Raw genomic sequence first — 19,801 nt, forward strand, 5'->3', positions numbered from 1 at the left:
AAGATGGACTTTGTATTAGTCCGTCATTATTTATTGATAGAGAATTCAGCCGTTAACACGTTGGGCAATTTCTTTCAAGATGTTTTTAATCTCACCTATTTGCCTTATAAAACTTTGTTTTGACAATTTTACTTTAAGCACATGGTCCGGTGTAAATTCGAAACGGTCTTTATTTGCAATAACCATATCGATAAGTTCCGAAGGGTTTTTTATATATGGTTGCATTGCAAAATACAGTAAAAGCTGACGGTCTTTTAAGTTAAGTCGTTTAACACCTGATTTTTGTGCTAATATTCTGAGCATGATTTTAATTAAAAGATTGGAAGCTTCCTTAGGCAAAGGCCCGAATCTGTCTGTCAGTTCCGCTTTAAAGCCTGATATCTCATTAACTTCCGTCATTTTTGAAAGACGGCGGTAGGCTGTAAGCCTTTGGTCAATATCGGGTACATAAGTTTCAGAAAGATATGCTGACATTAAAATATTTATTTCCGGCTCCAAAATTTCTTTTACAGGCTCACCTTTAAGTTCACAAACCGCTTCTTCCATAAGCTTGAGAAACATCTCATATCCAACAGCTGCAATATGTCCTGACTGAGAAGCACCCAGGATTGTACCACCCCCTCTTATTCTTAAATCGCTCATAGCGATCTGGAAACCTGAACCAAGATCGCTGTGTTCCATTAATACTTTCAAGCGTTTTTGGGCATCTTTTCCGAGAATGCTGTCTTTCGGGATAAAAAGGTAAGCATAAGCCTGCTCATCAGACCGCCCAACCCTTCCCCGCAACTGATATATCTGTGCCAGCCCCAGTTTATCTGCTCTGTTAATAATTATAGTATTAGCCGAAGGGATATCAAGTCCTGATTCAATTATTGTGGTGCAAACCAGCATATCAATATCTTTATTTACAAATTTGAGCATAACCCTTTCGAGTTCGTCTTCATTAAGCCTGCCGTGTCCGATTCCGATTTTTACTTCAGGAACAAGTCCCTGCAATTTTGTCGCAATTTTTTCAATACTAAAAATATTATTATGTACAAAATATATCTGACCTTTTCTTTCAAGCTCTTTTCTCACAGCTTGGGCAATCAGAGCTTCATCAAATTCGGAGACATAGGTTATTATAGACTGGCGGTGTTCGGGCGGAGTGGAAATAACACTGATATCACGTATTCCGGTAAGCGACATATGCAATGTTCTTGGAATCGGTGTGGCTGTCAATGCAAGAACATCAACGTTAGCCCTTAATTTTTTCAGCATTTCCTTGTGTTTGACGCCGAACCGATGCTCTTCGTCAAGCACAATAAGCCCTAAATCCTTAAAGGCAACATCTTTTTGCAAAAGCCTGTGGGTTCCGATAACAATATCAGCTTTTCCGGATGAAATATCGGATATTATCCTCTTTTGTTCCTTAAGAGCTCTGAACCTGCTAAGGCATTCAATATTTATCGGATATTTCTCAAACCGTGCAGTAAAAGTTGAATAATGCTGTTCCGCAAGAACTGTGGTAGGAACAAGTACTGCAACCTGTTTGGCGCAATTGATTGCAAGAAATGAGGCTCTTAATGCCACTTCGGTTTTACCGTATCCCACATCACCGCATACCAGCCTGTCCATGGGAGTACTGTTTCCCATATCGTTTAAGGCATCTTCAATTGCCTGCAATTGGTCGGGGGTTTCTTCATATGTGAATCCGGCTTCAAAATCCTTAAAATAGCTATCCGGATTTTTATATTCAAAACCTTTACTTACTTTTCTTACTGCGTACAATTTAAGAAGTTCTCCGGCAATTTTTTCAGCAGACTTTTTTGCGCGCTCTTTTACCCTATCCCATGATTTGCCACCCATTTTATCAAGAACAGGTGAGATTTCGTCAACACCCATGTATTTATAAACCAGGTTCATCTTATCAACCGGAAGATAGAGCCTGTCATCATCTTTATATAAAATAAGCAGAAAATCATTTGTAGAACCGTTTAGATTCAGTTTAGCAATGCCTTCGAATTTTCCTATTCCATGCTCGTTATGAACTACAAGATCTCCTTTTTTCAAATCTTCAAAAGCAAGAATCACAGAAGCCGGTCTTTTTGCTACACGCTTTTTTAAATGGTGTTTTGCACCGAAAATTTCATCTTCGGTTATAATTGCCAATGATTCATCAAGATACATAAATCCGGAAGAAACGTGTCCAAGACAAATATATGCTTCCCCTTTTGTGATTAACCTATGGGGAAATTCCTCTTTTATTTGCATTGTAATCCCATATGGCGATAAAAGGGATTTCATTCTTTCGGCCTGAGATGTGGTGCTGCAAACAATTAAAGTAACACATTTTAAGTTTTTTTTATCATCAATCCATTGTGCAAGGGGCGAAAGGTAGTTTTCTTTTTTGATACGGTTTTTCAGATCCAAAATTACAGAATCATTACTTTTTATAAAATTATCGCATTTTATTGATAAACGATCGTGCCCATTATTACTTAATAACCCTATAGATCTGAAAGTATAATACTTTCTTTCATTGATTAATCCGTATATTTTATCCCATGACAGATAGATGTTGTCAGGATCGATACACAGGCTTTGTTCGTCGCAGGCAGCAGTATAATTATTAAATTCCTTTTCAAACAGTTTGCCTGCTTCCTGTTGAAGTTGTTCAGGTTCATCCATAATGATTATGGAATTTTTGGGAATATAATCAAAAAGAGAATCAGGCTTTGGATAAATCAGACTGCTTATGCCTTCAATATTTGGAAGAATCCCTTCGGTTTTTATTTTATCGACTATTGCTCTGACTTTTGTAACAGGAATATTAAGCCCGGAGGCGATTTCTCTGATCCGGCTGATAAAATTGTTTAAATCTTTGTTTTTTACTATTGCTTCTTTAGCGGGAAGAATAACTGCTTCACTGACAGCCTTTAAGCTTCTCTGGCTTGATGCTGAAAAAAACCTTATTGATTCTACAAGGTCACCGGCAAGCTCAATTCTTAAGGGATCGGAATAAAGAGGTGTGAAAATATCAATAATGCCACCTCTGATACAATAATCTCCGGGTTCTTCAACAATTACGGTTTTACAATAGCCACCCTCAACCAGTTTTTCGATCAGGTTTTCCCTTTCTAATTCTTCATTTTCTGCAATGAGCTCAGAAAAACTTAACAATTCATTTTTTGGAATAAGCTTTCCGGCCAGGGCAGCAGGTGTTGTGACAATAATTGGAGGGGTTTGGCTTTCAATAGCTTGATATAGAGTTCTGATGCGATCCGATGCTATTTCATTATGGTAAGAGAAGGATTTAGACGAAGACCCATCATATTGAGGAAAAATCATTACTGGGACTTTTGGGCTGCTTAGAAAAAAAATAAGATCATTAACAAAATTGGCTCCTTCTTTTACTGAAGGCACTATAACAAGCATTGGTAACCTGTGGCTTATATATAATTTGTATGCAATATAAGCTTTTTTCGAGCCGGACAATCCTTCGAAATCAACACCCTGTTCTTTTTGTAAAAAGGGTTTAAAAAGATAATCGATAGAATTATTTTTCTCTTGATTTTGACACATAAACAAAGTACCTACTTTCATTGAAAATATAAGCCGACGTAGCTCACACGGTAGAGCAGCTGATTCGTAATCAGCAGGTAGGCGGTTCGATTCCGCCCGTCGGCTCCAAATAAAATTAGATGGTTACACAGTTTAAATTTTATTTATTTCTTTTTTCTTTGCATTTCATTCCGTTTTTGTCCCGCTTTTTCAAAATGAATATCTTATAAATCTTATACACACATATTTTGTCACAAAAAAGATTTTTCTATGATGTTTTTAGATTATCCTGAAAACATCCGGAACAAGAGAATATAATGGCTAAGTTATTAATTAATTTTTTTTAAATAGTTGTTGTTATTTACATCATATTTTGATATAAAATATTTACATCATTAATATACAAAAAAGAGGTGTATAAATGTTATCTACTACGCAACAAGAAAAAGTACGGATAAATATCCAACTACCGGTCGAGACCAAGGAGAAGCTTTTTAAGGCATCTTCCCGGCAGGGGAAAAAGGTTTCTGCTTTCGTACGGGAGTCTATTGAGGAAAAATTAATTCAACTCGAAAGGCAGGATTTTGAGAAGCATATGAAGGCTGCTTATCAGGACTTAGCTGAAGAAAACAATAATATTTGTGATGACTTTAAATATTCTGATGCCGAGAATCTTCCAGAGGCCACACCTTGACAACTTCCAACATTAAAAGGGGGGAAATCTATTATGCAGCCCTTGATCCTGTGGTAGGGAGTGAAACAGGAAAAACCCGACCAGTGGTGATCATTCAAAACGATATCGGCAATCAGTACTCCCCTACGACTATTATTGCTGTTATAACTGAATATTCCGAGAAAAAAGCAAATTACCCGATATGTGTTTCTATTGGCACGGATGTCGGCATGAAAAAGCCGTCCATTGTCAATCTATCGCAGATCCGCACCATTGACAATAGACGGCTGTTATTGCCAAAAATCGCTGTTCTTTCCCAAGAGATTATGGCAAATGTGGATATGGCATTGAAGAATAGCCTGGCTTTAAAATAGATAGTCAGCAAAACCGGTCTTGTTATATTGGCCATAAATTTGTGATAATTGCTTCAAAAATACAATTTATAAAAAAATACCATCAGGATATAAAACAGGACAAATATAACATATCTTATTGTAACTATTTGTTATTTTGTTCTTATATCGTATTGTGATGATGAATGTTTCTGTATTATTAATCTTTTTTTCTTTTTTTAATCTCTTGACATACTATCAATGTCCGTATATTTTAAACACTTACATAGACTTATGATCTATTGTAATTATATAAGTTCTGTTATATTGAAAACACGTATGAAAGCATAAAGCATAATAGCTATTAAAAGGCCGTCGACTTGATTTTTGCCGGTTGACCTGATTATTAATTGTTGCGCATGGCATGAAAATTTTTAGTGGTTTGGAACATAAATGAATTGCATTGATGCTGTTGAAGGTACCGTAAAATCCATAATTAACGGCCTCTTTCAACTTTTTATTGAATCCGGCTTTGATGATACCGAATACATTAGAAGTATAAAAAAAGTTTTGGATTCAACCGATACTTTTCTCCGAAACAATAAAGAAATTGCAGGCAATCCTAATACATTTAAAGATGTTCTTTATAGATATGCCAAGGATTTATGGCTGAAACAGCTTGTTAATAAAACAAAAAGCAGTGATGATGTTAAAGAACAAATCGTTGAAAAAATGGAATATTATGAGTATTATTTTGACTATATATATGGCCATGGAACATATCCGCGCTGATTATTAATAAAGTTGAGTGTGTTTTTGTTAAATAGTATGAAAGAAGATGCAGGATTAATAACTTATATTGATAAAATATTAAAAAAACAGATAATGTGATTGGAAAACAAAAATTCTCTTTCCGGCAAAATATTGAAAACAAATGATTTGATAAAGAGTTAATAAGCAAAATGCCTTACGGGCGTTTATTTATAACAGTATATTTATTCTAAATTTATATCTTAATCTGTAAGTGAAAAAAGATTATTAGGAGGTGCCATGGCTTTAACTAAAAATGACATTGTTGCCAGAGTACATGAACTCGGCTTTACCAAGAAAAAATCGGTCGATATCATAGAATCTCTTCTTATGATAATTAAGGATACTCTTGAAAACGGTGATGATGTATTAATATCCGGATTCGGTAAATTTTGTGTAAAGAAAAAGAGCCAGAGAAGAGGCAGAAATCCGGCTACAGGTTCCGATTTGATCCTGAGAGGAAGAAGGGTAGTTACTTTCAAATGCTCCGGGAAATTAAGGGATAAAATTAATAAAGACGAATAGAGTTTTTAGAGCCTTAAAAACTGCAATCGTGAATTTTGCCCAACACGTTTTCAAATATGCCCAAGGTGGGTGCATAAGACAGGTGTCCACTTTGGGCAGTATATTTAGTTACATTAAAAGCAGTCCTGCGATTTATAATTTGATGTCATAGGTTTTCATTTTACTTAAAAGCGAAGGGTGGCTTATTTCAAGAAGTTGAGCTGCTTTTGTTCTGTTACCGTTTGTTGCCCCAAGAGCTTTTTCAATCAGCTTTTTTTCAATAGTTGAGTGAGCCACTTTTATTGAATACCCGTCTATATTATCATCTGCTTTGCCTGCTTTTTTAATTGCCAGTTCCGGGGGAAAGTTATCAGGTATAAGAACGGGTTGCTCAGCAAGTACGACCGCCCTTTCAATAATATTCTCAAGTTCTCTTACATTTCCGGGCCAGTCATGCGAAAGCAGCAAGGACATTGCAGCTGGTGAAATGCTTTTAATATCTTTACCTATTTTTATATTTAAAGCATTTATGAAATGCTCACATAACAGTGGGATATCTTCAGCCCTTTCTTTAAGAGGCGGAATTTTGATCGTAAGAACATTAAGCCTGTAGTAAAGGTCCTGCCTGAAGGCGGATGTTTTGATCTCTTCTTCAAGATTTTTTGAAGTAGCAGCTATAACCCTCACGTCAATTGTTTTTGTTTTGGAATCGCCTACCGGTCTTATTTCGCTTTCCTGTAAAACCCTAAGTAATTTCACCTGCAAAGAAAGAGGCAGTTCTCCTATCTCATCTAACAAAATTGTCCCGCTGTCAGCCTCTTCGAAAAGACCTTTTTTATCCCGATCAGCACCTGTAAATGACCCTTTCTTATGTCCGAAAAGCTCGCTTTCAAGAAGGTTTTCCGGTATGCCGCCGCAATTAACAGGGACAAGAGGTTTTTTAGATCTGCTTCCTCCGAAATGAATCCCTCTGGCTATAAGCTCTTTGCCTGTTCCGCTGTCACCTATAATTAAAATCGTTGTATTATACTGGGCGGCTTTGGCAGAAAGTGTAAAAACCGATTTCATGCTTTTGCTTTTTGCTATCATATTTCCGAAAGAATATCTTCCTTCAATTTTTTCAATTTCCTGACGCAATAAACGGTTTTCGTTTTTTAGCAGCTCTCTTTCCTCCGCTTTTTTCAAGGCAAGAAATACTTCATCTGCTTTAAACGGTTTTGAAATATAATCATATGCGCCCTCCTTCATGGCTTCGATTGCCGTATCCATAGAGCCGTATGCAGACATCATTATGATGGTGGCGTTTATCTTGTTTCTGACCTTTTTTAAAAAATCGATTCCATTCATTTTAGGCATTTTAATGTCACAAAGAATAAAATCATATTGTGTGCTTTCAAGCATTATAAGGCCTTCATATCCGTCAGCGGCTGTATCAACTGTATAACCGAATTTCTTCAGCATAGCATTTAACATATGACGCATATTATCTTCGTCATCAATTACAAGAAGCCGTTTTTGTGGTTTTTTATTTTCCATAATTTTTTATGCAGTTATTTCTTCACAAAGAGGAAGATATATGGATATTGCGGTTCCTTCTTCTTTATTGCTTATAGCCTCAATCTTTCCTCCCATGCTTTCAATAAGAGAAAAGCAAACAAACAATCCAAGCCCGGTACCCTTGCCCGATTCTTTTGTAGTATAGAAAGGATCGAAAATATTGCCTATGGCATCCTTGTCAATTCCTGAGCCATTATCAATTACAGAAATTTTCAATGTCTGCATGTTATTAATTGCTTTAGCATCAGCTCTGCTGATAACTTCACTCTTTATCCGGCATTGTCCTTTCGGTTTATCCTTTGATGAAGAAATCGCATCCGCAGCATTTATAACAAGATTTAAAAAAATCTGTTTTAACTGGTTTGGATCAGATAATATAATATCATTTTTTGCTTCAAGCAAAAGCTTTAATTCGATACCGGACATAAAAGGCTGATATTTTACAATCTCCGCAATATCCTGTATTGTTTCATGAGCCCCGGTTTTTGTTTGGTTTATCTCCGAAGGCCGGGAAAAATCAAGAAGCTGGCGGATTATAACGTTTATTCTGTTAATTTCGCTTTCAGATCTTTGTATATATTCATATTTTTCATGGTCGGGGATATTCTCCTGCTTTAGCAGATCCAGATAACCTAGTACTATTCCAATCGGATTTCCTATTTCATGTGCTATCCCGGATGATAATCTGCCCACGGAAGCAAGCTTTTCCGCCCGGATAACGTCTCTTTCAGCTTTTTGTAAATCAGCATTCATCTTCTCAAGAGATTGCACATTAGCCAGAAGTTTTTCCTTATCTCCCGAAATTCTATTCAAAAGCCGGTTTAAAGCTTTTGATAGTTTGTTGAACTCATTTTCTTTGTTGCCATGCATGAAAAAGAATTCATCTTCTTCCCGGAATTCATCAGCTCTTTTAAGCATTAGCTGAACAGGTTTTACAGCAATTTTTGAAACAAAATAAAGCCCAACAATAGTCAATACAAAAGCATTTACCATTAAATAAGCAATAAGTACTTTCTGGGAGTTTCTTATAGAACTGTAGATGTTTTCAAGCTCCATAACAATGCCTGCCCCTGCCAGGATTTTCCCATCCACGGTCAGAGGGGAAGATATCATAAGATAACGATCCTGCATCCACAAAACACCCCAGGTTGTTCCTGCATAACTTAATGTTTTATCCAGAGAATTAACAGCTCTTTCTGTTACAATTATTATATCATCGGAAAGCTTGCAATTTGTACCACCGGAATAAAGGAGGTTTAAATTTTTATCCTGTACCAGGATGCAGGAAAAGTCCGCTGTTTTTAAATTTTTTTCCAATCTTTTGATATATTCCGGCTCAATAAATATGTTTTTATTGTCATCAGCTATTAAAATATGATTTTCCAAATCGGATAAAATAAGATGCGCTTTAGATATTTCTGATTTAACGAGGCTTTTTTGGGCTGTTATAATCATAACAAAATCTACAAGAAACATTGCAACAATTAATAGTATTGCAATACAAAGCGCGATATTCGTTTTTATTCCCTGAAGAGTCACTATAAGCTCTGCTGATTATAACTGTTTGAAGAATCGGTTCTTCTCCCAATTAGTTGGGAGAAAGGTGGTATTCAAGGGTTCAGGCGTTTATATATTCTAATGATTTTATCATCCTTTTTACACTTGATTCCTGGAACCCTTGCCCCCTTGAACCCTGATATGAGCAACCTCTCTTTTGAAGATGATGCAATTATCTTAAATCATTATTACAATATAATCATGTGTTTTTGCAATAACTAAACGTGAGACTTTCAAAGAATATCAAATCGATATCATATTTACTAAAGATGAAAGCCCGTTATTGCAAAAAGCCTCTTGATGGATTATAGATAATTTCAAAGCAATTGAGATGATTGCTGATTGTTTAAAAGAATTAAAATATTTTTTACCATTTTGGATAACATTACATTTGTAAGGTTATCCAAATCTGGTGAGCAACTTAGGTTTCAAAAATATAAAACGAAATTAAATCATATGTGAATTATTTATAATTCATTATTGACACAAATTTAATTCAATGATACGTTGTCTCTAAATTCAACTTTAAAACAAGGAGACATTATTATGACAGATTTAAAAAGTTTGATAAAAAATTCCCAAATAACAAAAAAAGAGTTAGTTGCTTCAACTGTTCGAATTCCAAAAGAATTAAACTCTTTTATTGAAGAGCTGGCTGATTACTTATCACTTTCTAAACAAGAAGTTATGCTAAAACTCCTTGAAGAGGGAATTAAAATTGCAGAAACTGAGCTTAAGCTAAATCAATCTGATGAGTATGAAAATAGCAACTTTCATATTCTTAATACAAATAGAGGAAACGATATAAATGATCATGATGACATGATAAATAATGGAATTGCAGCTGCATTCTATGATCCATGGAAATACAACATAGATCGAATAAAAAAAGGTGACATTGTCTTTCTTTATGAAAATGGGGTTGGTATCGTTGCTTACGGTAAAGGCACAGGCGACACTCTAAAAAAAGATAGATATAATGATAAAGACGAATGTCACTATCAAAAATTGATAGATTTTCAAGTTTTAAAGAGCTCAATTTCAGCGGCAGAAATAAAAAAAATACTGGGAAGAAATGTGGTTTTTTTGAGAACTATGTCTGGTATGCCAGATGGCCAAAAAATTCTTGATAATTTATCGAAAAACAAATCACCTAACAAGGCAAATTACTCAGACAATTAAAGGCACGCCGCTATCGCGGGGCGCCTTTAATTGCTGGTTATTTGCAACGAACCCAAAATTTGTATGAATGACATGATATTTAAACTACCTCAATTCATAGATTTTAAAGAATCGTTTGTTGCATTCATAGATATACTTGGTTTTAAAAAAAAGGTTGAAAGTATTAAGACCCAAGATGATTTTGACAAAATAGCTACGTTAATGCTGGCAATAAAAGAATCATCAATTAGATTTAACCAAGAAAATGATCTTTTTAGTGGAACTGAAATTATTGCTGTTTCTGACTCACTGATAATTACTATTCCATATACAGATATTGCAGCTTGCTTCAAAACTATCGAATTGATGAGGTATTTCCAATACCATTTACTGGTCAAAAACTTTAAAACTATACTTAGAGGTTATCTACACAAGGGGCTTGTATACAACAAAGATGGAATGATTTTCGGTCCTGGATATATTACTGCATATGAACAAGAGCGTAAAATAGGTGGTGCTCCAAGAATAGTAGTCTCTCCTGAAATCATAAAATTAGCTGATAATGCTGTAAAAAGGGATAAATCAAATAAAATTTCAATATTTGACCGCCTTAGGAAAGATACTGACGAACAATATTACGTTGATTATTTATTACCTTATGGGGATGCCGTGGAATCTGGATACCCAAAATCTGATCAATTTAAAGATCTCTCTTCTGTACCTAGTTATATTGACTATAATATAAAGAAATTTCAAGAAGAGCCGAATATTCAGAAAAAATATATTTGGCTAAAAGAATATTTCGAATGTACAAAAAACAGACTTGAACAATTGGTATAACCTGTCGCTGCACAAGACCCCGGAGGGTCCCTTGCTTGATGCGAAAATCACGACGGGGCTTGTGAGCTGGAACTTATAGAATGACTTTACCTATTCATCATGAATCGCAAGTTGCTTACTGTGGCCTTTATTGTGGGGATTGCATCATTCGTAATGGTAAATTATCAACTTTAGCCAATGAGCTACTCAGTCAAATGCGTAAGCCTGAATTCGAGAAACTTTCAGAAGGCTTGCCGAAGATCATGCCAGATTTATTTGATGCGTTGAATGCTACCGAAAGATGTATTCGAGTTCTTGAAAGCATGACTCATCTTGACTGTATTAAAATCTGTAAGGATGGTGGTGGAGGCAGTAATTGCTCAATTCGTTTATGTTGCCAAGGCAAGCATATTGAAGGGTGCTGGAGCTGTGATGAATTCGAAACCTGCGTGACCCTTTCATGGATAAATCCAGTACACAAGGATGCTCATCGACAAAACATCAGGATTATCCGGGAAAATAGTATTGAAGGTTTTCTGAAAGGCATTAAACATTGGTAAAAAACATTATGTATTCAATAATTGGTCAAATATAGACCCAACTTTTTGGGACGCGCAAAGACCGCGTGCCCCAAAGCAGCGCGTTCGGTTTTTGAAATGGAAATAATAATATACCGTCATGCCAAGCCGAAGGTTTCTGATAAAGAAATAATTTCTGGTCACGATTTTCCACAGTGGGTTCAAAGGTATGATGAATCAGGGATTTGTAATAACAAGATTGTCTGTACAAACGAAGATATTGTTTATACGAGTAATCTTTTAAGAAGTATAGAAACAGGACATTTAATTGGAAAGAGGATTATTGAAAACCCGCTGATAAGGGAAGCAGGAATACCATTAATTCGCTTCCCAGCAGTTCGCCTCAAGGCAAAGAAATGGTTGTTTGTTTCGAGATTGTTGTGGATACTGGGGTTCAAAACTGAGTGCGAATCATTGGCGGATGTAAAAATACGAGTAATAAAAGCAGTTGATAGCTTCGAGTCCCAGCTTTCCGGAAATGAACGAGTTGTAATTGTTGGGCATGGTTTCACCAATTGGTTGATAAAAAGGGAACTATTGTATCGTGGCTGGTTTTTAAAGCAAAAAACTTCGAACAACAGTTTCTTAAGCAAAATGACATTTGAAACCAAACCTGTTGCTTAACTCAGACGGCTGTTTCCGGTGTGTTTTGAAAAACTGTGCTGTTAGGATATTTCGTACTTACCAGCAGGCCATTGCTGCTTAACTCACTGTTGTATCGACTCAAAATAGGATAAATTAAATATGATTAAAATAGAGAAACCAACAATCATTAAGGCTACAGGAAATAAACCAAAAATTATTGAAGAATTTATCGGACGTGTTAATTCCGGGACGAACGATCTAAGCATTGCAAAAATGAAGAGCCCTTCAGGTTGGATAGAACCGGGCCAGAAACCAGAGTTCGATGAATATACAATTGTTCTTAAAGGAATGTTACGGGTGACGAGCAAAGAAAGTACTGCTGACATAAATGCAGGAGAAGCCATTATTGTACCTTCTGGAAAATGGGTTCAATACAGCACACCGGGTTCTGAAGGCGCTGAATATATAGCAGTATGTTTACCAGCGTTTTCTCCTGAAACTGTTCATCGTGACGAATAAATTTTAAATTGAAATAGTGATAGGGCCACGAAACAAACCGTGCGCCCGCAGTAATTTATTATTATTGAAAAAGAAAAGGAGAAAATCGTGAAAAACTGTATTACCTATCTTGTTCTTGTTGCTATACTTGCCTTTGCGATACCTTTGTGCGTATCGGCCGAACCCTTAAAACTTTACGCTGCAGGAAGTTTAAAGGCAGCTCTTGGCGATGTGGTGGCTTCTTATGTAAAAACCTATAACACAGAAGTAACCACAAAATTTGGTCCCAGCGGCCTTTTGAGAAAAGCCATTGAAGAAGGTGAAAATCCTGATGTTTTCGCTTCTGCGAATATGAAGCATCCTGAAAAACTTGCTTCTGCGGGATGGGGAAGTCCGGTAGTGCTGTTTGCCCGTAATACGCTTTGTGCAATGGCACAGCCTGATGTAGCGATATCAACAGATAATCTGTATGATACCCTGATGGACAAGAACGTTCGGGTGGGTACCTCCACACCAAAGGCAGACCCAAGCGGAGACTATGCATGGGCACTTTTTCAAAAGGCGGATAAAATAAAGGAGGGGAGTTTCGCAGCTCTTTCCGGCAAAGCTCTCCAACTCACCGGAGGGCCGGACAGTGCCAAGGCTCCCGAAGGACGTAATAAATACGGATGGGTGATGAGCGAAAAGAAAGCCGATGTTTTCCTTACATACTGCACCAATGCGGTATTGGCTAAAAAAGAAGTGCCGGATCTTAAGATTATCACAATACCTAAAGAGCTTTCTGTAGGAGCCGATTACGGGCTTATTGTCAGAAATGGCGCATCTACTGAAGCATGGCGGCTTGCCATGTATATTTTGTCGCCTGAGGGTCAAAAGATATTAAAAGAATATGGATTTGAAGCTTCGGCGATTCAGAGCAAAAAGTAAAGGTGGTTCATATGAGCAAGGAATTTCAAATCGAACGTCACAAGAAATTGCTGGAGGAAAAGACCAGGCAGGCTAAACGAGTAGTTTTCGGAGGGCTTTTATTCGGCATCTTTATACTTGTTAATGTACTTGCGCCTTACATAAATGATTTGAAAGAGATAAATAAAGTCGAGCTGGAAATAAAAAAGTATAATTCAGAGATTTGGGAAATCGAAAAGACTCTACAGCCACTCAATGAACTATCAAAAATACTTGATAATATACAGAAGTTAGTTGCAAAAAGACCATGGGATGTTGAAACAAAAAAACTTATTAACAAGTTTCGGGAGATGAATGTCAGAGGGGGAGTAAATTGGAACGATTATCAGGCTGAAGCTGATGCTACAATCAATTCGGTTGCTGCTATAGTAAATTATGGTGCAATTGAGCCTCTGAATAAATTTCTTTTAAACTCTCCTTCTTCAAAAAATCTTATCCCTGAACTTGTTGCAGAATTAAAAACTCTTCCTGAGACTGTAGACACATGGGTAAGCGAAAATAAAGGGAAAAGATGGTATCTAACCATTGAAATGAAGACAGCTCAAATTGAGAGATTGTCAAATACTCTTGGCAATAAACTCAGATTGATCTCAAGGACGATAAATCGTGAAAAACCCAACCTGGCTAAACGTCAGAAAAACATAGAAGCAAGCATTGAAAAATTAAGAAACAATCCGGAGTATCGGAATAAGGAAGAAAGGTTGGAAAAACTTCGGTCTCAAATGGAAAAGATTCTGCCTGCCTGGCTTAAGGGTATGATATCTATTGAACAGATGGTGCAGATTTTTCCATTTATTATCGTTATTCTGACAGCATATGTTTTAATTATCGCTTCAGGGATTGCTTCGCATTATAGATTTCTTGCACGGGAACTTAATTTTGGTGAAGAAGGATATAGCGATCCAAGCTTTTCTTCTTTATGGACACTAATATACCGGGGAAGATTTGGCACACTTGTGACAGTAAGTGTTTATATCATTTTTATCCTGATTATGTGGTTTTTCTTTGAGTCCGGAAGAGAAATACTTGCAGGCTGGTTAGAGATCGAAAAAGCCTGGTTTATAAACACTGTTAATCTTTCGGTTATTGTCTGGCTTTCCAGAATGCTGCTGGCCTTATTTATTGCTTATACAGCTATATATCCTTATTACCAAAAAGGAAAAAGTGATGCGGTGCATACAGCATTGGAAAAGAAGTGACAGGGATTTTAAGAATCTGTGCAGAAGGAGCTATAAATATGAAAACATTATTTGCAGTTTCAACCGATGGAACACGCATTGCCTATGACATTAGCGGAGCCGGAGAGCCTATAGTACTGTTGCACGGAGGTTTGCATACAAGGCAGCACTGGCATAATGCGGGTTATGTTGAGCGACTCAAAAACGATTTTAAAGTTATTGCTATCGATATCAGAGGCAATGGAGAAAGCGACAAGCATCTTGACCCGGCTTATTATACAACTAAAAAGCATTGCGAAGATATTCTGGCAGTAGCTGCTGAATGCGGCCTTGAGCGCTTTACAGTCTGGGGTTATTCCTATGGCGCAAATATCGGGCGCTATCTGGCCGCCAAATCGGATTTGGTGGATAAGTTTGTTCTTCTTGGTTATAGTTTCGGACCTGGGGCTTCAGGGACTTTTCGTCAATTTATTCCTGATTTCTGTGACCGCTGGGTCCCTATTTTGAAGGCACAGGCAGACAAAACCTTAGATGTTCAAACATTATCAGGAAAAGATCAGGCATTTCTTAAAAGCGGGGAAGTGCCGGTTATATTGGCATGGCTTATCCCAATTCTTGACTGGGCACCGGTTGAACCTGCTGATTTACTTTGCCCAACGCTTTGGCTTGCAGGTTCAAAAAATGATGATGTGATGGCTAACATGAAAGAATATGAAGCAAATATTGAAGCAACGAACGTTAAGATGCAGATTATGGATGGATTGGATCACTGGCATGAATTCACAGAGATTGATCGGGTGTTGTCTTTTGTAGTTCCTTTTATTAAGTCGTAAGAGCCAGTTTCAAAACGCCCCATTTTGGCCGATCTTAAGTGTTGGGCTCAAATTTCGCACGCAGTGACACGTAGTGAAGCATAAGCGCTAACCTTTAGCGCTATCCTCGAAATACTTAATGTATTCCTGTGGTTGAAATTTTCTCCCGCCTTGAGCTTGACCAAACTGAAACATTTTGAAAGTGGCTCGTATTAACTTGGATATATAAAGGTATTGGGTGCAATATACCCAAATGTTTCCAACATTCTTTATACCTGCCTCTTGCATAATAAACCTTATATCGTGTATCTATTATAAAACTGATTTATTCAGTGTCGGCATAATATGCCGGTAACTAAATATTTGTTTTAATATCTGGGATAAATTGTGAAATCCATTGAGCTGATAAAGTCTTATTTTCTTGAAAACCGTCTTAGGATAGTAGTTGGCCTCTTATGCCTGATAGCTGTGGATTTTCTGCAGCTTATAATTCCACGCATAATGAAACTTGCTATCGATGATCTTGCTTTATTTAGGGCAGATACAAAAAAACTTGCCATATATGCTCTATATATTGTTGGTATTGCACTTTTGATGGCAGTATTCAGATACTTGTGGAGAAAATATCTTATAGGTACTTCAAGGGCTGTGGAAGAAGGTTTGAGAAACAAACTTTTCAGCCATATACAGTCTCTTTCTTCTCCTTATTTTGATAAAACAAAAACCGGCGATATTATGGCCCATGCCACAAACGATATTATGCATATCAGAATGGCAATCGGCATGGGAATGGTAGCCTTAACCGATGCCGTAGTCCTTGGCGCGGCTTCCATAGGTTTTATGCTTTATATCAATAAAACTCTTACCTTATTTGCTCTTATACCCATGCCTTTTATTGCTTTCGGAGCAAAGTTTTTCAGCAAAAAAATGCACAGGCTTTATGATTCTGTTCAGGCATCATTTTCCGAGCTGACCGAAACCGTTCGCGAACAGTTTGCAGGAATACAGGTGGTAAAAGCTTATACAATGGAAAAAGAAGAAAGCCGTCTTGTCGAAAAAAGATCAAAAGATTACGTAAAAGAAAATTTAAAGCTTGTTAAAATTACCGGTTTTTTCTTTCCAATGATGCTTCTTTTTTCAAACATCAGCATGGTTATTGTTTTGTTTCTTGGAGGCAGGCAAACAATATATTCCACGATAACACCTGGTGATTTTGTGGCATTTATTAACTATCTTGCTCTTATTACCTGGCCAATGATGGCAATGGGCTGGGTTACAAACCTTGTGCAGCGCGGAAAAGCATCTCTTGACAGGATAAACAGGATCATGGAAACAACTCCTGAAATTTTTGATAAAAGTGATGCAAAACCGATAAATATCAGTGCGGCTGAAATAGCATTTAAAGATGTGATGTTTTCTTACAAAGACGGTGCCAATCCTGTGTTATCGGGTATTAACATTAAAATCGGAAAAGGGCGGATTCTTGGAATTGCAGGGCCTCCCGGAAGCGGTAAGACAACTCTGGCAGGCCTTATCCCAAGGCTATACGATGTTTCAGGGGGGCAGATACTGATAAACGGTGACGATATACGTTTGATACGCCTTCATGATTTAAGAAAAAGTATTTCTTTTATGCCCCAGGAACCCTTCCTGTTTGACGGAACAATACGCGAAAATATAGCTCTTGGAACCGAAGATATAAAAGAATCGGATTTGGAAGAAGTGATGGAAAAAGCGTCGCTTTTTGAAACAGTGAAAAGTTTTCCCGCAGGGATTGATACAATAGTCGGAGAAAAAGGTATTGTTCTTTCGGGGGGGCAAAAGCAAAGGATTGCCCTTGCAAGAGCGCTTCTTGCCGATTCACCAATACTGATATTAGATGATCCGGTAAGCCAGGTTGATGTAGAGACAGGGTTAGCTATAATAAACAATATAAAATCCATGCAGGAGAAAAAGACTATTATCATAGTTTCACACAGACTTTCAGCACTATGTTTTGCCGATCAGATTATCGTAACCGATAAGGGAAAAATTGTAGAATCAGGAAATCATGAACAGCTAATGAAACTTGGGAAATACTATGCTGATACTTACAGAATGCAGGAAATCGAAGAGGAACTAAATGCGCTTTGATTATGGATATGAGGAAGAAAGGCTTGGTAAGCATTACGATTTAAATCTTTTAAAAAAGCTTTATTTGTTTGGCAAGCCTTACCGCAAGTTTTTTTTATGGGCGATATTACTTGTTGTATCAATTACCCTGCTTGATCTTTCACTTCCCTATGTGACAAAGGTTGCGATAGACAGATACATTGTTCCCCGGCCTGTTATGCTTAAAACAACCGGTAAGCCCGATGAGAAAAAAGCAGGATATTACAAAGCGGATTTAAACGATCCTGAAATTTGTGAAATTCTGGAAAAGTATAAAATAGAATTTAATAAAGAAGAAGCTTTTGCAGATATTAATTATGACAAGCTTCGTAACATGGACAAAAAAGATATTTTAATATTAAGAGTACAAGATATAAATGGAGTTGGTCTTGCCGCTGTGGTGCTTCTTGTTTTGGTAATTGCCAGCTTTTTACTGGGATTTCTTGAAATAATGCTGATGGAATATACAGGGCAGATGGTAATGCATGATTTAAGGATGCGGCTATTTAACCATATCCAGGGGCTTCCGGTTTCTTTTTTTACAAAAAATCCCACAGGAAGGCTTGTTACCAGAGTTACAAGCGATGTCCAGAATATGCATGAGCTTTTCACTTCAGTAATTTCGGTTGTTTTTAAAGATATCTTTCTTCTTTTCGGAATCATGATTGTTCTTATAAGTATAAACTGGAAATTTGCTCTTGTATCATTTACGGTCATACCTTTTGTTGCCTTTGCGTCTTTTAAATTTTCAAACCAGGCCAGAGACGCCTTCAGAACACTTAGGGTAAAAATAGCGGAAATTAATTCCAAAATATCCGAAACGATCGGAGGAATAAAAGTTATACAGCTTTTTTCAAAAGAGGTGGAAAACTATAAAAGTTTTAAAAAGCTTAACCATGAAAACTATATAGCAGGGATGAAGCAGATTCATGTCTTAGCTGTTTTCATGCCTGTAATAGAACTTCTTGGTTCCATCTCGGTTGCTCTGGTTATCTTTTATGGGGGAAGCAGCGTTATTTCCGATAAAGTGACTTTAGGGGCGCTTGTAGCTTTTATATCGTATATAAAGATGTTTTTCGGGCCAATAAGGGATATTGCCGATAAGTACAATATTCTTCAAAATGCCATGGCTTCAGCAGAAAGAATATTTCTTGTTCTTGACAATGAAAATACTACTGAAAAAAGTATTCATGACTATATCGGAAAAACACACGACAATACTATTGCCGGCAATAAGGATAATAAATTAGACGGCAGGATAAACTCTGTTGAATTCAGGGATGTTTCATTTGGCTATGTTTCCGGTGAACCTGTTTTAAAAAACATATCCCTGAATATCAGAGCAGGAGAAAAAATAGCGATTGTCGGACCCACAGGAACCGGGAAAACAACCCTTATTAATCTTCTGTCAAGGTTTTACGAGCCTGATTCGGGGCATATACTAGTAAATGAAACCGATATCAAAGAAATTTCTCCGGCTTCACTCAGATCAAAAATGGCCCTTGTGATGCAGGATTCTTTTTTATTTTCAGGTACTGTGCGTGAAAATATCGCAAGAGGCAAACGTGACATTACAGCAAAGGAAATAGAGGATATCATCGATGCTTCAAATTGCAGAGCTATAATAGACAGATTGCCTGAAGGGATTGATACCGTGCTTTCGGAAGGAGGAAAATCTATCTCAAGTGGAGAGCGGCAGCTTATATCAATAGCAAGAGCATTAGCCCGTGATCCTGAAATAATCATGCTTGATGAGGCCACCTCTTATGTTGACTCGGAAACGGAAAGCCTTATTGAAAAGGCGGTTGGAAATCTTATGGAAGGCAGAACCTCAATAGTAATTGCTCACAGACTTTCAACTGCCAGAAGAGCTGATCGCATAATGGTACTTAAAAAAGGAAGAATAGTCGAATCCGGCAGTCATGAAGAGTTGATGAAACTCAAAGGATTATATTTCAGATTATTCAGCTTATAGTAATTTATATGAGTTTTTGCTGATTCATTAATATCCGGTAAATTATGCAAATACTATCAAAGTTGATATATAATAAATTGACATAATAGAAGATGTTTGGTA

The 19,801-nt window shown here is 36.9% G+C and carries 17 protein-coding genes and 1 tRNA gene; 15 read left to right on the plus strand and 3 right to left on the minus strand.

The genetic code is table 11. From position 1 onward, the window contains the following. Nucleotides 1-45: 45 nt before the first annotated feature. Nucleotides 46-3,585 (minus strand): transcription-repair coupling factor, encoded by a 3,540-nt coding sequence (mfd, locus tag KKC46_07385; GenBank protein ID MBU1053637.1) that lies wholly within the window; start codon nucleotides 3,583-3,585, stop codon nucleotides 46-48. 11 nt (nucleotides 3,586-3,596) lie between these two features. On the opposite strand from mfd, the gene KKC46_07390 reads away from it, so the two are divergent. The 5 genes from KKC46_07390 to KKC46_07410 all read left to right on the plus strand — a co-directional run bounded on the left by KKC46_07390 (nucleotide 3,597) and on the right by KKC46_07410 (nucleotide 5,883). Further along, nucleotides 3,597-3,672, plus strand: a tRNA-Thr gene (locus KKC46_07390). A 292-nt stretch (nucleotides 3,673-3,964) separates the two neighbouring features. Beyond that, entirely contained in the window at nucleotides 3,965-4,237 is a 273-nt protein-coding gene (locus KKC46_07395; protein MBU1053638.1) for a hypothetical protein, read from the plus strand. An 11-nt stretch (nucleotides 4,238-4,248) separates the two neighbouring features. Next, the gene (locus KKC46_07400) at nucleotides 4,249-4,590 is read left to right on the plus strand and encodes a type II toxin-antitoxin system PemK/MazF family toxin (GenBank protein ID MBU1053639.1); all 342 of its coding nucleotides are present in this window, start codon (nucleotides 4,249-4,251) and stop codon (nucleotides 4,588-4,590) included. Nucleotides 4,591-5,001: 411 nt separating this feature from the next. Beyond that, nucleotides 5,002-5,340 carry a hypothetical protein gene (locus tag KKC46_07405; GenBank protein ID MBU1053640.1) on the plus strand — a complete coding sequence of 113 codons (339 nt, stop codon included), beginning with the start codon at nucleotides 5,002-5,004 and terminating at the stop codon, nucleotides 5,338-5,340. A 258-nt stretch (nucleotides 5,341-5,598) separates the two neighbouring features. Then, a complete protein-coding gene (locus KKC46_07410; GenBank protein MBU1053641.1) occupies nucleotides 5,599-5,883 on the plus strand; it encodes an integration host factor subunit alpha in 285 nt (94 codons plus the stop codon). Nucleotides 5,884-6,015: 132 nt separating this feature from the next. On the opposite strand, the gene KKC46_07415 is transcribed toward KKC46_07410, so the two are convergent. Together KKC46_07415 and KKC46_07420 are read right to left on the minus strand one after the other, a co-directional pair. Continuing rightward, complete coding sequence (locus KKC46_07415; protein ID MBU1053642.1) at nucleotides 6,016-7,398, minus strand: sigma-54 dependent transcriptional regulator; 1,383 nt, start codon at nucleotides 7,396-7,398, stop codon at nucleotides 6,016-6,018. A gap of 6 nt (nucleotides 7,399-7,404) precedes the next feature. Next, nucleotides 7,405-8,958 carry a hypothetical protein gene (locus tag KKC46_07420; GenBank protein ID MBU1053643.1) on the minus strand — a complete coding sequence of 518 codons (1,554 nt, stop codon included), beginning with the start codon at nucleotides 8,956-8,958 and terminating at the stop codon, nucleotides 7,405-7,407. A gap of 564 nt (nucleotides 8,959-9,522) precedes the next feature. Here KKC46_07420 and KKC46_07425 point away from each other — a divergent pair. The 10 genes from KKC46_07425 (at nucleotide 9,523) to KKC46_07470 (ending at nucleotide 19,699) form a co-directional block, all read left to right on the plus strand. Further along, nucleotides 9,523-10,158, plus strand: coding sequence for a hypothetical protein (locus KKC46_07425; GenBank protein MBU1053644.1), 636 nt, complete (start codon nucleotides 9,523-9,525; stop codon nucleotides 10,156-10,158). 63 nt (nucleotides 10,159-10,221) lie between these two features. Beyond that, nucleotides 10,222-10,977 (plus strand): hypothetical protein, encoded by a 756-nt coding sequence (locus KKC46_07430; protein MBU1053645.1) that lies wholly within the window; start codon nucleotides 10,222-10,224, stop codon nucleotides 10,975-10,977. A gap of 80 nt (nucleotides 10,978-11,057) precedes the next feature. Continuing rightward, on the plus strand, nucleotides 11,058-11,516 hold the full coding sequence (locus tag KKC46_07435; protein ID MBU1053646.1) for a DUF3795 domain-containing protein: 459 nt from the start codon (nucleotides 11,058-11,060) through the stop codon (nucleotides 11,514-11,516). Nucleotides 11,517-11,612: 96 nt separating this feature from the next. Beyond that, a complete protein-coding gene (locus tag KKC46_07440; GenBank protein MBU1053647.1) occupies nucleotides 11,613-12,158 on the plus strand; it encodes a histidine phosphatase family protein in 546 nt (181 codons plus the stop codon). Between the two features lie 120 nt (nucleotides 12,159-12,278). Next, entirely contained in the window at nucleotides 12,279-12,638 is a 360-nt protein-coding gene (locus KKC46_07445; GenBank protein ID MBU1053648.1) for a cupin domain-containing protein, read from the plus strand. 63 nt (nucleotides 12,639-12,701) lie between these two features. Continuing rightward, the gene (locus KKC46_07450; GenBank protein ID MBU1053649.1) at nucleotides 12,702-13,544 is read left to right on the plus strand and encodes a molybdate ABC transporter substrate-binding protein; all 843 of its coding nucleotides are present in this window, start codon (nucleotides 12,702-12,704) and stop codon (nucleotides 13,542-13,544) included. A gap of 11 nt (nucleotides 13,545-13,555) precedes the next feature. After that, nucleotides 13,556-14,782 carry a hypothetical protein gene (locus KKC46_07455; GenBank protein ID MBU1053650.1) on the plus strand — a complete coding sequence of 409 codons (1,227 nt, stop codon included), beginning with the start codon at nucleotides 13,556-13,558 and terminating at the stop codon, nucleotides 14,780-14,782. Between the two features lie 38 nt (nucleotides 14,783-14,820). Then, nucleotides 14,821-15,594: an alpha/beta hydrolase gene (locus KKC46_07460; GenBank protein MBU1053651.1), complete on the plus strand. Its 774-nt coding sequence runs from the start codon at nucleotides 14,821-14,823 to the stop codon at nucleotides 15,592-15,594. A gap of 366 nt (nucleotides 15,595-15,960) precedes the next feature. Beyond that, nucleotides 15,961-17,706, plus strand: a complete 1,746-nt coding sequence (locus KKC46_07465; protein ID MBU1053652.1) for an ABC transporter ATP-binding protein/permease — start codon at nucleotides 15,961-15,963, stop codon at nucleotides 17,704-17,706. Next, the gene (locus KKC46_07470; GenBank protein MBU1053653.1) at nucleotides 17,696-19,699 is read left to right on the plus strand and encodes an ABC transporter ATP-binding protein/permease; all 2,004 of its coding nucleotides are present in this window, start codon (nucleotides 17,696-17,698) and stop codon (nucleotides 19,697-19,699) included. The genes KKC46_07465 and KKC46_07470 overlap by 11 nt, the downstream gene beginning before the upstream one ends. The last annotated feature ends 102 nt before the right edge of the window (nucleotides 19,700-19,801 follow it).

This window comes from Pseudomonadota bacterium, assembly GCA_018817425.1.
GTDB lineage: Bacteria > Desulfobacterota > Desulfobacteria > Desulfobacterales > RPRI01 > RPRI01.

What these genes read in the sequence shown, in the direction of transcription:
- mfd (MBU1053637.1), bottom strand. Translation starts at nt 3,585, where the DNA reads ATGAAAGTAGGTACTTTGTTTATGTGTCAAAATCAAGAGAAAAATAAT.
- KKC46_07395 (MBU1053638.1), top strand. Translation starts at nt 3,965, where the DNA reads ATGTTATCTACTACGCAACAAGAAAAAGTACGGATAAATATCCAACTA.
- KKC46_07405 (MBU1053640.1), top strand. Translation starts at nt 5,002, where the DNA reads ATGAATTGCATTGATGCTGTTGAAGGTACCGTAAAATCCATAATTAAC.
- KKC46_07410 (MBU1053641.1), top strand. Translation starts at nt 5,599, where the DNA reads ATGGCTTTAACTAAAAATGACATTGTTGCCAGAGTACATGAACTCGGC.
- KKC46_07415 (MBU1053642.1), bottom strand. Translation starts at nt 7,398, where the DNA reads ATGGAAAATAAAAAACCACAAAAACGGCTTCTTGTAATTGATGACGAA.
- KKC46_07425 (MBU1053644.1), top strand. Translation starts at nt 9,523, where the DNA reads ATGACAGATTTAAAAAGTTTGATAAAAAATTCCCAAATAACAAAAAAA.
- KKC46_07430 (MBU1053645.1), top strand. Translation starts at nt 10,222, where the DNA reads ATGAATGACATGATATTTAAACTACCTCAATTCATAGATTTTAAAGAA.
- KKC46_07435 (MBU1053646.1), top strand. Translation starts at nt 11,058, where the DNA reads ATGACTTTACCTATTCATCATGAATCGCAAGTTGCTTACTGTGGCCTT.
- KKC46_07440 (MBU1053647.1), top strand. Translation starts at nt 11,613, where the DNA reads ATGGAAATAATAATATACCGTCATGCCAAGCCGAAGGTTTCTGATAAA.
- KKC46_07445 (MBU1053648.1), top strand. Translation starts at nt 12,279, where the DNA reads ATGATTAAAATAGAGAAACCAACAATCATTAAGGCTACAGGAAATAAA.
- KKC46_07455 (MBU1053650.1), top strand. Translation starts at nt 13,556, where the DNA reads ATGAGCAAGGAATTTCAAATCGAACGTCACAAGAAATTGCTGGAGGAA.
- KKC46_07460 (MBU1053651.1), top strand. Translation starts at nt 14,821, where the DNA reads ATGAAAACATTATTTGCAGTTTCAACCGATGGAACACGCATTGCCTAT.
- KKC46_07470 (MBU1053653.1), top strand. Translation starts at nt 17,696, where the DNA reads ATGCGCTTTGATTATGGATATGAGGAAGAAAGGCTTGGTAAGCATTAC.